Annotated in this window: 11 protein-coding genes; 5 read left to right on the forward strand and 6 right to left on the reverse strand. The window is 60.1% G+C overall.

The features are described 5' to 3' along the window. Window positions 1-5 precede the first annotated feature (5 nt). Window positions 6-899 carry a LysR family transcriptional regulator gene (locus tag V3W39_RS04585; protein WP_003210734.1) on the reverse strand — a complete coding sequence of 298 codons (894 nt, stop codon included), beginning with the start codon at window positions 897-899 and terminating at the stop codon, window positions 6-8. Between the two features lie 240 nt (window positions 900-1139). Here V3W39_RS04585 and speB point away from each other — a divergent pair, with 240 nt between their 5' ends. The 4 genes from speB (at window position 1140) to V3W39_RS04605 (ending at window position 5537) form a co-directional block, all read left to right on the forward strand. Further along, on the forward strand, window positions 1140-2090 hold the full coding sequence (gene speB, locus V3W39_RS04590; protein WP_003210733.1) for an agmatinase: 951 nt from the start codon (window positions 1140-1142) through the stop codon (window positions 2088-2090). Beyond that, a complete protein-coding gene (locus V3W39_RS04595) occupies window positions 2090-2515 on the forward strand; it encodes a YybH family protein (RefSeq protein WP_177044857.1) in 426 nt (141 codons plus the stop codon). Before speB ends, V3W39_RS04595 begins: the two co-directional genes overlap by 1 nt. Before the next feature lie 21 nt (window positions 2516-2536). After that, window positions 2537-4042, forward strand: a complete 1506-nt coding sequence (locus V3W39_RS04600; RefSeq protein ID WP_330212261.1) for a purine-cytosine permease family protein — start codon at window positions 2537-2539, stop codon at window positions 4040-4042. A gap of 112 nt (window positions 4043-4154) precedes the next feature. Further along, complete coding sequence (locus V3W39_RS04605; RefSeq protein WP_177044861.1) at window positions 4155-5537, forward strand: sodium:solute symporter; 1383 nt, start codon at window positions 4155-4157, stop codon at window positions 5535-5537. Between the two features lie 63 nt (window positions 5538-5600). Here V3W39_RS04605 and V3W39_RS04610 read toward each other — a convergent pair whose 3' ends face one another. The 3 genes from V3W39_RS04610 to ptrR form a co-directional block, all read right to left on the reverse strand. Beyond that, window positions 5601-7700, reverse strand: coding sequence for an NAD(P)-dependent oxidoreductase (locus V3W39_RS04610; protein WP_330212262.1), 2100 nt, complete (start codon window positions 7698-7700; stop codon window positions 5601-5603). Window positions 7701-8140: 440 nt separating this feature from the next. Continuing rightward, window positions 8141-8263 carry a PA1414 family protein gene (locus V3W39_RS04615; protein WP_003210728.1) on the reverse strand — a complete coding sequence of 41 codons (123 nt, stop codon included), beginning with the start codon at window positions 8261-8263 and terminating at the stop codon, window positions 8141-8143. Window positions 8264-8397: 134 nt separating this feature from the next. Further along, window positions 8398-9291: a putrescine utilization regulator PtrR gene (ptrR, locus tag V3W39_RS04620; protein WP_177079495.1), complete on the reverse strand. Its 894-nt coding sequence runs from the start codon at window positions 9289-9291 to the stop codon at window positions 8398-8400. Between the two features lie 104 nt (window positions 9292-9395). Here ptrR and V3W39_RS04625 point away from each other — a divergent pair, with 104 nt between their 5' ends. Beyond that, a complete protein-coding gene (locus V3W39_RS04625; protein WP_177113838.1) occupies window positions 9396-10604 on the forward strand; it encodes an MFS transporter in 1209 nt (402 codons plus the stop codon). On the opposite strand, the gene V3W39_RS04630 is transcribed toward V3W39_RS04625, so the two are convergent. Continuing rightward, window positions 10516-11958: an NCS1 family nucleobase:cation symporter-1 gene (locus tag V3W39_RS04630; RefSeq protein ID WP_259198741.1), complete on the reverse strand. Its 1443-nt coding sequence runs from the start codon at window positions 11956-11958 to the stop codon at window positions 10516-10518. The genes V3W39_RS04625 and V3W39_RS04630 overlap by 89 nt on opposite strands. Window positions 11959-12169: 211 nt before the next feature. Next, a complete protein-coding gene (locus V3W39_RS04635; RefSeq protein ID WP_177113840.1) occupies window positions 12170-12577 on the reverse strand; it encodes a DUF2177 family protein in 408 nt (135 codons plus the stop codon). Between the last annotated feature and the right edge of the window lie 61 nt (window positions 12578-12638).

Raw genomic sequence — 12638 nt, forward strand, 5'->3', positions numbered from 1 at the left:
GGTTTTCAGGCCTGGTTGAGCTGGGCTTTGAGTAAATCGCGGAAGGTCTGGATCAACGGCTCGCGGCTGCGGCCCCGGCGCATGATCATCGAGAACGGCGCCTGGTAACCAAAGGTCGCCGGCAACAGCACCCGCAAATCGCCCTTGTCGGCCCAGGCCTGGGCGTAGTGTTCCGGCAAGTAGCCGATGTAGGCGCCGGACAGCACCAGGATCAACTGCGCCTCCATACTTTCCACCGTGGCGGCGCTGTGCTTGAAGCCATGGCGCGCCAGTTCGGCCTGGCTCCAGTAGCCGCGGCCAACCATGCGCTGCTGGGTGATGACTTGCTCAGGGATGCGCCGCTCGTTGAACAACGGATGGCGGGTGCTGCAATACAGCCAGTGCTGTTCGCGGTAGAGCGGCATGTAGATCAGCCCGCTCATGCGGTTGGAGAAGGCACCGATGGCCAGGTCCAGGCGATTATCCTGGACCCCCAGCTGCAATTCGTACGGGCTCATCACCGACAGGTGCAAATGCACCGCCGGGTGCTCCTGGCTGTAGGCACCGATCACTTCGGCAAACGGCAGGGCCTTGTCGCTGACGGTGGAGTCGAGCACGCCGAGCTTCAGAGTGCCGCGCAACTCGCCTTTGAGTGCAGCGGCGTATTGCTCGAAGCCTTCCAGCTCGCCCAACAGACGCAGGGTTTCCTGATGGAACAGCTCGCCCTTGCTGGTAAGGCTGAACCCGCCCCGCCCGCGATGGCACAGCACCAGGCCCAGCGCGGCTTCCAGCTGGCTCATATAGGTACTGATGGCCGAGGTGGACAGGTTGAGTTCGTGCTGAGCATTGGCGAAACCCTGGTGCCGCACGACGCTGACGAAGATGCGCAGGAGTTTCAGGTCGGGCAAGGCGTTGGCCATAAGATCTCCAAGTAACACAAAACCTGTAGGAGCTGGCTTGCCTGCGATGGCATCCACTCGGTGCGCCTGGTACACCGAGGCGCCTGCATCGCTGGCAAGCCAGCGCCTACAGTTGCAGCCGAGTTTACCTTAAGCGTTAGTTTAGAAAAATCTGAACTAAGTATTTGCCCCTGCCGATTCTTCCCTTCCCGTGCATTTCGCAGAATCGGCTTCTAATAAACAAAACGATGAGGCAATCCCGTGGACAAGATTTTCCACCAACCACTGGGCGGCAACGAAATGCCGCGCTTCGCCGGCATCGCCACCATGATGCGTCTTCCCCATTTGCAATCGGCCAAGGGCCTGGATGCCGCCTTCGTCGGCGTGCCCCTGGACATCGGCACATCCCTGCGTGCCGGCACCCGTTTCGGGCCTCGGGAAATCCGCGCCGAATCGGTGATGATCCGCCCTTACAACATGGCCACCGGTGCCGCTCCGTTTGACTCGCTGTCGGTTGCCGACATCGGCGACGTGGCGATCAACACCTTCAACCTGCTGGACGCCGTGCGCATCATCGAAGAAGCCTACGACGAGATCCTCGAACACAACGTGATCCCGATGACCCTGGGTGGTGACCACACCATCACCCTGCCGATCCTGCGGGCGATCCACAAAAAACACGGCAAGGTCGGGCTGGTGCACATCGATGCCCACGCCGACGTCAACGACCACATGTTCGGCGAGAAAATCGCCCACGGCACCACCTTCCGCCGGGCGGTGGAAGAAGGCCTGCTGGATTGCGACCGCGTTGTTCAAATCGGCCTGCGGGCCCAGGGCTACACCGCCGAAGACTTTAACTGGAGCCGCAAGCAAGGCTTCCGTGTAGTGCAGGCTGAAGAATGCTGGCACCACTCGCTGGCACCCTTGATGGCTGAAGTACGCGAAAAAGTCGGCGGCGGCCCGGTGTACCTGAGCTTCGACATCGACGGCATCGACCCGGCCTGGGCGCCTGGCACCGGCACCCCGGAAATCGGTGGCTTGACCACGATCCAGGCGATTGAAATCATCCGCGGCTGCCAAGGCCTGGATCTGATTGGTTGCGACCTGGTAGAAGTTTCGCCGCCGTACGACACCACCGGCAACACCTCGCTGCTGGGCGCCAACCTGCTGTACGAAATGCTCTGCGTACTGCCTGGCGTGGCGCACCGCTGATGAACGACCAGGCCGAGGTATTAAAAGCCGCGGCCGACCTGGTGTCGGCCTTCGCCCGCAATGACCGCGAGGCTTACTTTGGTGCGTTCAGCGCCGACGCCAGCTTCGTGTTCTACACCCTCCCCCAGCCGCTGCTGAGTCGCGACGCCTACCAGGTGTTGTGGGACAGCTGGCGCCGGGACGAAGGATTCGAGGTGCTGTCCTGCACCTCAAGCAACGCATTCGTCAGCCTGCAAGGTGACGTCGCGGTATTTGTGCATGACGTGGCCACCGAGCTGCGCATGAACGGGGAGCAATTCTTTAGCCAGGAACGCGAGACCATTGTCTTCAAACGACAAGGTGATCGCACACAACAAAAAGAAGGCCTGTGGCTGGCCTGTCACGAACATTTGTCCGCTATGCCGGAAGGGCTGCCGCCCCCTTAGCCAATGTGATCGGAGCTGATCATGAATAATAAAAACAACGAAAATAGTATTCGCAACATAGAAACCAACGGCGTCGAACAGATCCCGGACCACGAACGTACCGCCGGGCCGAAGGATTTGTTTCGCCTGATTTTCGGCGGCGCCAACACCTTCGCCACCGCCGTGCTGGGGAGCTTTCCGGTGCTGTTTGGCCTGTCGTTCCAGGCCGGCGTCTGGGCGATTGTGCTGGGCGTGCTGGTGGGGGCGGTAATCCTCGCGCCCATGGGCCTGTTCGGCCCGATCAATGGCACCAACAACGCCGTGTCTTCGGGCGCGCACTTTGGGGTGCACGGGCGGATTGTCGGCTCGTTCCTGTCACTGCTGACCGCTATCGCGTTCTTCTCACTGTCGGTGTGGAGTTCAGGCGATGCGCTGGTGGGCGGTGCGAAACGTCTGGTGGGCTTGCCGGAAACCGACCTGACCCTGGGCCTGGCCTACGGCGTGTTTGCCATTCTCGTGCTGACAGTGTGCATCTACGGCTTTCGCTTCATGCTGTGGGTCAACCGTATTGCAGTGTGGGCGGCGAGCCTGCTGTTCCTGCTGGGCATCTTCGCCTTCGCTCCCGCTTTCGACAGCCACTTCGCCGGCACCGTCGCCCTCGGCCAAACCGGCTTCTGGGCGGCGTTTATCGGTGCGGCGCTGGTGGCCATGAGCAACCCGATTTCCTTCGGTGCGTTCCTCGGTGACTGGTCGCGCTATATCCCGCGGGAAACCTCGAAAGTACGGATCATGCTGGCGGTGGTGTTCGCGCAGATCGCCACCCTGATCCCGTTCCTGTTCGGCCTGGCCACGGCGACCATCGTGGCGGTCAAGGCACCGGACTATATCGCGGCCAACAACTACGTCGGCGGCCTGCTGGCGGTGGCACCGAGCTGGTTCTTCCTGCCGGTGTGCCTGATCGCGGTAATCGGCGGCATGTCCACCGGCACCACCTCGCTGTATGGCACCGGGCTGGACATGTCCAGCGTGTTTCCACGGCTGCTGTCGCGGGTCAAGGCGACGCTGCTGATCGGGGTGATGTCGATTGCCTTCATCTTTATCGGACGTTTCGCCGCCAACCTGGTGCAGAGCGTGTCGACCTTCGCCGTGCTGATCATCACCTGCACCACACCGTGGATGGTGATGATGATCATCGGGCTGATCGTACGCCGGGGTTACTACTGCCCGGACGACCTGCAAGTGTTCACCCGCGGTGAAACCGGCGGGCGCTACTGGTTCAGCCACGGCTGGAACTGGCGCGGCCTGGGGGCCTGGATCCCGAGTGCGCTGGTGGGCCTGTGCTTCGTCAACCTGCCGGGGCAGTTCGTCGGGCCACTGGGCAACCTCGCCGACGGCATCGACATCAGCCTGCCGGTGACCCTTGGCCTGGCCTCGCTGGTGTACCTGACACTGCTTCGCGTATTCCCTGAGCCGGCCTCGGTCTACGGCCCGACTGAGGCGAGGGAGCTTGCTCCCGTTCGACTGCGCAGCAGTCGCGAGGCCGCCTGATGAATGGCGTGGAATGGATTGGGGCTGCTGCGCAGCCCAGCGGGAGCAAGCTCCCTCGCCACACAGCCCCCTTTAGCCCCACATAAAAAAGATAAATCGGAGACTCGCCGTCATGGCTTTAGATCTATTCGTCGTCCTCATCTACGCCGCCGGCATGCTGGTGCTCGGCTACTACGGCATGCGCCGCGCCAAGACCCATGAAGACTACCTGGTAGCCGGCCGCAACCTCGGCCCGACGCTGTACATGGGCACCATGGCTGCCACCGTGCTGGGCGGAGCGTCCACCGTCGGCACCGTGCGCCTGGGTTATGTGCATGGCATTTCCGGGTTCTGGCTGTGCGCCGCACTGGGTGCGGGGATCATTGCGCTGAACCTGTTCCTGGCCAAGCCGCTGCTGAAACTGAAAATCTTCACCGTGACCCAGGTCCTGGAAAAACGCTACAACCCGATGGCCCGCCAGGCCAGTGCGGTGATCATGCTGGCCTACGCGCTGATGATCGGTGTGACGTCGATCCTGGCCATCGGCACCGTGCTGCAAGTGCTGTTCGGCCTGCCGTTCTGGATCTCGGTGCTGCTGGGCGGTGGCGTGGTAGTGGTGTACTCGACCATCGGCGGCATGTGGTCGCTGACCCTGACCGACATCGTGCAGTTCGTGATCAAGACCGTCGGCCTGATGTTTATCCTGCTGCCTATCTGCCTGTATCGCGTCGGCGGCTGGGATGAATTGGTGGCGAAGCTGCCCGCGTCGAATTTCAGCTTCACTGAAATTGGCTGGGACACCATCATCACCTACTTCATGATCTACTTCTTCGGCATCCTGATCGGCCAGGACATCTGGCAACGGGTGTTCACCGCCCGTGACGAAAAGGTCGCCAAGTACGCAGGCACTTTCGCCGGTTTCTACTGCATCCTCTACGGCCTGGCCTGCGCGCTGATCGGCATGGCCGCCCACGTGCTGATCCCGGACCTGGACAACGTCAACAATGCGTTTGCCGCCATCGTCAAAGTCTCGCTGCCGGACGGTATCCGCGGCCTGGTGATTGCTGCTGCACTGGCGGCGATGATGTCCACCGCCAGCGCCGGCCTGCTCGCCGCCTCCACCGTACTGACCGAAGACCTGCTGCCGCGCCTGCGGGGCGGCAAACAGTCGAGCCTGAAGATCAACCGCCTGTTTACCTTGCTGACGGGGATTGCCGTATTGGGTATCGCGCTGGTGGTGACCGACGTGATCAGCGCACTGACCCTGGCTTACAACCTGTTGGTGGGCGGCATGCTGATTCCGCTGATCGGGGCGATTTTCTGGAAACGTGCAACCACTTCCGGGGCAATCACCTCCATGACCCTGGGCTTTGTGACGGCGCTGGTGTTCATGATCAAGGACGGTTTGGACGCCAACACCCCGATCTATTACAGCCTGGGCGTGGGCCTGGTGAGCTTTGTGGTGGTGAGTTTGCTGTCGCGCCGCCCGGAGGCGGTGGCGGCGCGGGCGGTCTGAACGAACATTTGGAAGCAGCTTTCTTCAGCGGGTGCGACGTCGGATGTCGCACCCGTTTTTTTTTCATTCCCACATTGCCGAAACCGCAGACGCTCTTGCCTGGATGACCTCTTGAACCAACGAGGCCCATACCATTCCCTGGGTTGTGCCTGCGGCATACGTTGCCCCCGCGACAATTCGGTTGTAGGCCGACCAATAAACGATTGAAAGTCCATCTGCGGTGCCGGGTCTCGCACACTCGATAATGTGCAAGTCGCCACTTTCGATCGCCCTGCGGTAGGACGTCGGAAAGTGCCGAGAAACAGCAGCCAGGCACGCCGCCAATATCTGCTCCTTGTCCTCCTGCGTCGAATCGGGCGGAACCTGTCCACCGGAGACAAGAATGCAGTCCCCATCCAGGCGGCAATTCATGACGCCGATTGGCAAATCGTATTGCAACTTGAGCCCGCGCATTCCAGCACCTTCATTACCCACAGCACGCAGTTTGAAAAACCAGCCAGTGATCGCGATGACTTCTGCTTCCTCTACCCCCATGGCGGTGATGACGAAGTGTTCTCTGCTCAGGTCAGCAATTTGCACCGGACTCAGATATTGGGGCAGGAACTGCACACCGGAGCGCTGCAAAAGCACCTCTATCTCATCCATGAGATGGACAAACTCCAGATCGTAGCCCGATACCTCAATAGACCGGCCGATCCCAGGGATTCCATGTTTTTCCTGGAATTGCCGCTGGCTGATCTCTACAGGTTCACGTCCCGGCTTGCCACTCGGCCAAGGCCTGTTTTCGATATCGCATTGCTCGCGGATCGCGGCATCTACGCCAATGGCATCCTCCACATAGGCTCGTACAATCCGCGATCGCGCGAATCGTGCCAGCGACGGGTTGTCGGCCAGGAGCTTTTCAAACAACTCGATGCCCGCACGATTGCACTCAAATGCCAAATACCGGTTTCCGCACGTCAGGTAATCGTTTTGCAGCGGCTTTGCAGTGGTCTCCGTCGCTGACAAATGGCGCATGTTCACCTGCTTGTGACTGGCTCCATCTGCCTGCTGATTTCCCCCATAAACCATGACTTGATAATTCGCCAAGCGGAACATCACGGCCTGGAGCAGGCCGTTGATACCCCGGCCGATAATCGAGACGCGCGGCGCCCCGGCATGCGCCTGCTGAGAAGGGATGATCAATGAGTGTGCAAGTTTGCGCCTGACAAGGCCGCGCAAGGCCACCAGGCTCAGTTGAACAGAGACCGCATAGTCAAGGTCTCCATTGCAGGCTTCGGTGGTTGCCGCCTGTGTAGTCAGTGTCGCCGGCTTGCGCCATGTGGAAACACCACAGCCGAGCGCTTGTGTACGCAGCCGAAACGCATCCAGTGTCCCGGGCCCGTAGTCCAATACAAGCTGGATGCCTTCAGCTGTTGCCAGGGCCTGCAAAGCATCGTCGCTGAAGACATCGGGCTTGGCGACACAGACCAGGCGAGCGTGTCTGTGCATATGCTGAATGAGGGCCTGATCAATGCGATGAACAGATTCAACATTCAGGGATAAGCAGAGGGCGACCGCCTTGGCCCCTTCCAGCGCCTCGAACCAGTCTTCGACAAATGACACCCTGCAATCGGAAAAGGCTTTCTCGACAGTGTCCGGAATCCGACCGCGTCGACACAACACCTTGATCCGAACCCCCGGGTCCAGTTCAAGCAATAACTTGACGAGTTCTTTTCCTACATTGCCGTATCCCAGTACACAGACATCACGAGGCAGGGAGCCATCGGCGAGTGTCAACCAGTGCGCAATATAAGCAGCAACATGCGGCGCATTAACTCCGGGCGTATGGATCACCCGAATGTTGTTGGATGCGCACAAATCCAATCGCACCTTATCCAGGCTCGTACCTCTGCGAACTAAGTAAAGGTCTCCAAACGGGTGCGATATACGCCATTGCTCTATGACATCTGCATCGATAGTTTGGTCTGCGACAATGATCGTTGTTGGACGCAAGAGTCCGATCTGTATGAGCAGAGCTTGCTTGGTTAATGATGGAGGGAAAAACACTACGTTACTGGGTGCATCGGCCTTCCAGCACCTCGACACAGGTGCGATATGCAAGATATTTCCGGTTGTGGCGATCAGTGACGCGGCGACTGGCGGGACGGAAGAAAGCATCATGGCTTTATCTCCAACAACTCTGACTTGCTCAAGGGGAGTTCAATAAAGTTGGGATGTTTGGAAACGCAAACGATACAAATCTTTTCCTAACGGAACTCAACCTACGCTGATCTTCAGAATTGAATAAGCCAGACACTTCCGATAAACAGGTAGTCCACTTCCGACACTTGAACGCCAAAGCCTGACTAGAGTGCACAGAATCGGACTACTTAGGTATTACCGTGAAACTATCAAATGGCTTGTTCGAAAAACTTCCTGACCGCAGCCTGTTTTTGCAAGTGTACAAAGCAAATGTGGGAGCGGGCCTGCTCGCGAATACGGTGCGTCAGTCAGTGTAAAGGTCACTGATACACAGTATTCGCGAGCAAGCCCGCTCCCACATAAAATTTATGCCGCTTCAGAACGCGCCCAAACACAGGGGTTTGAGCGCTTTTCAGGACTTACCTGCGACGCGGGCGACGCTGCTCGTCATCGGTGCGAATTGGCACCGGTTGCAGCGGTGGCTCGATCAAGCCGAGTGCGACGCCGAGGTCGTGCAGCCAGTTTTGCAGTTTCTCTTTCATGGTGCCCCCTTGGGGTAATGCCGAGCGGCAATTCTGTGGCCGCTTCCTACAGATAGTAGTCTTAAGTCCTACGGATTGCTTGAACGAAACCACAACGAACTATTACTGAATTGATCAAAATCCTGACGGATCGTTCAAGCAATCGCTCTGGTTTCAGTGTCTGGTAGCACCTTGCCCTCTTGTTGCAGGTCAATCCATGCATTGAGGTTAGCGCCGAGCATGCCCTTGCGCCACATCAACCAGGTGGTGGCGCTGGCAAACGGCTCCGCCAGCGGATGAATGGACACGCTGTCCTTGCCCGGCAGGCTGTCGAGCATCGACTCAGACATCAATGCCACCCCGGAACCGGCGATCACACAGGCGAGCATGCCCTGATAGGACTCGATCTCGATGGCCCGGCCCATGGCCACACGGTCGTGGGAAAACCAGGCTTCCAACCGTGCCCGGTAGGAACAGCTGCGTCGGAAAGTGAACACCGAGCGGCCGGCAACATCCTGCGGCCCACGCACGGGTGGGTGATCCGCCTCGCAGATCAGCAACAGGCGTTCTTCACACAGCGGCACGCCGTCAAGGGTGGCCAGGGTCAACGGCCCGTCCACCAACGCGGCGTCCAGGCGCCCGGTGATCAAGCCTTCCAGCAGCTCACCGCTGGGAGCCGACTGCACCTGCAGATTCACCATCGGATACGCCTTGTGGTAGCGCGCCAGCAGCTTGGGCAGATGAATCGCCGCTGTGCTGTACATGCTGCCGAGCACAAAGTCGCCGGCCGGTTGCCCGCCCTGCACCGCGCCATGGGCCTCGTCATGCAGGGCCAGCAGGCGTGCGCTGTAGTCCAGCAACACTTTGCCTGCGGGAGAAAGCTGCAAACGCTGGCGCTCACGTACGAACAGATCGACACCCAGCTGTTCTTCCATCTGTTTAAGCCGGGTCGACAAGTTGGACGGCACCCGGTGCAAACGCTCGGCGGCGCGGGTGATGGAACCTTCCTCGGCCACGGCCTGGAAAATACGCAATTGACTGAACTCCATCACCATTCTCCAAAACTGAACAAGTTACTCACTATTATTCATTTTTACAGAAAGTCAATTCACTTTAGCCTGAGGGTCACTTGCTGCTCCCAGGAAAAACCACCATGTCACCGCTGATCCGCTTACTCGCCAGCTTTATCGCCTTGATGATGGCCATGGGCATTGGCCGCTTCGCACTGACCCCGCAAATGCCGCATCTGCTCAGCGAGGGCCAGATCGACCTGACCGGCGCCGGCCTGATCGCGGCAGCCAACTACCTGGGCTACTTCGTCGGCGCGGTGGATTCGATATTCGCCCGCAGCCATCACCATGTACGCGGGCGTTTGTATGGCGGGCTGTGGTTATGCGTGCTGTTGACCCTGGCGTCGTACTGGGCCCACGGGTTTTGGCCGCATCTGCTGCTGCGCTTTGGGACCGGTGTGGCGAGCGCATGGGCGCTGGTGATGATCACCAGCCTGAGCCAGCCGCTGGCCATTGCGGCCGGGCGCCCACGCCTGGGTGCGCTGGTATTTGCCGGGCCGGGGCTGGGGATTCTGTTGACCGGGTTGCTGGCCCTGGGCTCCAACCTGCTGGGGCAAGACTCTGCAACCTTGTGGCTGGTGTATGGCGTGGTCGCACTGGTGATGCTGCTGGCCATCCTGCCGTTCCTGCCCAAGCCTTCCGCCGCCAGCTCACCCGTTGCCAGCCACACCGACGTGGCCAGCAACGGCAGCATCACGCACCTTTGCTGGATCTACGTGCTGTACGGCCTGGGCTACATCATCCCGGCGACCTTCCTGTCACAGATGGCCAGCGCGCAATTCAAGGGTGCATGGCAGGCGGACCTGTTCTGGCCCTGCTTTGGCCTGGCCGCCGCGATTGGCGTGGTCGCCGCCAGCCTGCGCCGCAAGGACCCGGACACCACCCGCCGCTGGCTGATGACCACGCTTTGGCTGCAAGCGGCCGGGGTGTTTGCCTGCCTGCTGGGCAACGGTTGGGGGCTGGCGCTGGGGGTGTTGCTGTGCGGCGGGCCATTCCTGGCGTGTATGCAACTGGTGATGGCGCGCTTGCGTGAGGTCGCCCCCCACGGCTACCAGCGCAGCACCGGGTTGCTGACCGCCAGCTTTGCGATCGGCCAATTGAGCGGGCCGTTGCTGGCATCGGTCAGCAGCCACCTCAGTGGTGGCCTGCAACCGGCGCTGGTGGTCGCTGGCGCCGGTTTGTTGGTGGCGGGATCGGTGCTGGTCAACCGGCAACCATCGGCACAGCTGCGCGAACCTGTTCACGCCGCGCCAACACCAGGAAAAACAGCCCACCCAGGAAGCAGCCGGTAAACCAGGCGAAGTTGGCCATGCCCTGCAACGCCGGGGTGAAAGTGATCGCGACGCCCACCAGCGTCGCAGGCACCAGCGCCTTGACCGCCGTCCAGTTCACGCCGCCGTCAAAGTAGTAGCGCCCGTTCGGGCTGTCATCGAACAGCGCGTCGACGTCGATCTTCTGCTTCTTCACCAAGTAGTAATCCACCAGCAGAATCCCGAACAACGGCCCGATAAACGCCGCGAGGATGTCGAGGGTGTAGTGGATCATCAACGGGTTGTTGAACAGGTTCCACGGGGTGATGAAGATCGAGGCCACCGCCGCAATCATCCCGCCGGCGCGCCAGCTGATCTTGCTCGGGGCCACGTTGGCAAAATCAAAGGCCGGCGAGACGAAGTTGGCGACGATATTGATGCCGATGGTCGCGGTGACAAAGGCGAACGCCCCCAGCAGCACGGCCATGTCGTTGTCGATACGCGAGACGGTGGCGATCGGATCGTGGAGCATTTCGCCGAACACCGGCAAGGTGCCCGAGACAATCACCACGGTGACCAAAGAGAACGCCAGGAAATTAACCGGCAAGCCCCAGAAATTTCCGCGACGTACGTCCCTCATCGTGCGGCAATAGCGACTGAAATCACCGAAGTTCAAAGTCGGGCCGGAGAAGTACGACACCACCAATGCGGTCGCCACGATGATTTGGCCAAAGGCCTGCCAGCCCGACAAGGATTTTTCCGCCAGGGTGAAGCTGATATTGGCCCAGCCTGCCTTCCAGACGATCCAGCCGGCCAGGGCAAACATCACTGCGTAGACGATCGGACCCGCCCAATCAATGAAGCGGCGGATAGATTCCATGCCGGTCCAGAACACCAGTGCCTGGAGCGTCCACAGGCTGAGGAAACCGAACCAGCCCAGATACGACAGGCCGGCGAAATGTGGCTCTGCGTATACCGCCATCTGTGGGAAAAACCGCAGCACCACGATGATCAGTGCGCTGGACGCCAGGTAAGTCTGAATCCCGTACCAGGCCACTGCGATCAAGCCGCGAATCACCGCGGGAATATTCGCCCCGAACACACCAAAGGCCAACCGACAGATCACCGGGTATGGCACCGCGGCCTGCTGGCTCGGCTTGGCCACCAGGTTGGCGATCAATTGCACAATGCAAATCCCGGCAAGCAAGGCGATCAGCACCTGCCAACTGGCCAGCCCCAGGGCAAACAGGCTGGCGGCAAACACGTAGCCGCCAACGCTGTGCACGTCGCTCATCCAGAAGGCGAAGATGTTGTACCAGTTCCATTTTTGCGGCAGCGGCCCCAGGTCCTGGTTGTACAGGCGCGGGCTATAGCCTTTGGGCAATTGTTCGGTCATCGCAGGGCTCCTCGTAAATACCGGCCTGCCACCCGCGACGGGAGTGCGTACGGGAGGCGGCATGGTTTGTATACGAGTTGATGAGCAGAATGCGTGCCAATGGCGCGAAACCCGGCACAATCCCGCGCCAGGCCTGGATCTACAGGAGGCGTAAAGATGATTAAACGGTGCGGCTTCGCTCAGGGATGGTGCAGATCAATCCTGTACACAATCAATTGTGCACCTTGCGTGCACATTGATAGCCGAAGGTGCAGCAAACTGCACTGAGCAAAGTGCCCCAGGCAATGTCCATGACGGCCAACCCGGCGGACCAGCCCTGCAAGGTCGCCCAATTGCTCAGGTCATACGTGCCGTAGGCCACCAGGCCCAGCAACGCGCCAAGCCGCGCGGCGCGTTGCCAGCCTCCGCTTGTCAAAGCGGGCAGGACGACAAACACCACACAACCGAATACATAAAGAAGGTAGAACGCCACGGCCGGGAACAGGCGCGGCTGATCGAGCATCAGCGGGCCAAGCAGGGCTTTGTAGGTCGGCCCCATGAACACGCCGAGCCAAAGGCCGTCGAGGATCAAAAAGGCGAGCAAGGTGCCAAGGTAGGCGAAGAGGGTTTTTCTGGACATTCATATGATCCTGTAGGAGCTGGCTTGCCAGCGATGGCGTCAGAAGAATCGCCCAAGGCTC

The sequence above is a fragment of the Pseudomonas sp. Z18(2022) genome (genome assembly GCF_036346535.1).
In the GTDB taxonomy this organism is placed as follows: Bacteria; Pseudomonadota; Gammaproteobacteria; order Pseudomonadales; family Pseudomonadaceae; genus Aquipseudomonas; species Aquipseudomonas yamanorum_A.

Coding starts and splice junctions, on each gene's coding strand:
- V3W39_RS04595 (WP_177044857.1), top strand. CDS start 2,090: ATGAACGACCAGGCCGAGGTATTAAAAGCCGCGGCCGACCTGGTGTCG.
- V3W39_RS04630 (WP_259198741.1), bottom strand. CDS start 11,958: ATGACCGAACAATTGCCCAAAGGCTATAGCCCGCGCCTGTACAACCAG.
- ptrR (WP_177079495.1), bottom strand. CDS start 9,291: ATGGAGTTCAGTCAATTGCGTATTTTCCAGGCCGTGGCCGAGGAAGGT.
- V3W39_RS04585 (WP_003210734.1), bottom strand. CDS start 899: ATGGCCAACGCCTTGCCCGACCTGAAACTCCTGCGCATCTTCGTCAGC.
- V3W39_RS04600 (WP_330212261.1), top strand. CDS start 2,537: ATGAATAATAAAAACAACGAAAATAGTATTCGCAACATAGAAACCAAC.
- V3W39_RS04610 (WP_330212262.1), bottom strand. CDS start 7,700: ATGATGCTTTCTTCCGTCCCGCCAGTCGCCGCGTCACTGATCGCCACA.
- V3W39_RS04615 (WP_003210728.1), bottom strand. CDS start 8,263: ATGAAAGAGAAACTGCAAAACTGGCTGCACGACCTCGGCGTCGCACTC.
- V3W39_RS04625 (WP_177113838.1), top strand. CDS start 9,396: ATGTCACCGCTGATCCGCTTACTCGCCAGCTTTATCGCCTTGATGATG.
- V3W39_RS04605 (WP_177044861.1), top strand. CDS start 4,155: ATGGCTTTAGATCTATTCGTCGTCCTCATCTACGCCGCCGGCATGCTG.
- V3W39_RS04635 (WP_177113840.1), bottom strand. CDS start 12,577: ATGTCCAGAAAAACCCTCTTCGCCTACCTTGGCACCTTGCTCGCCTTT.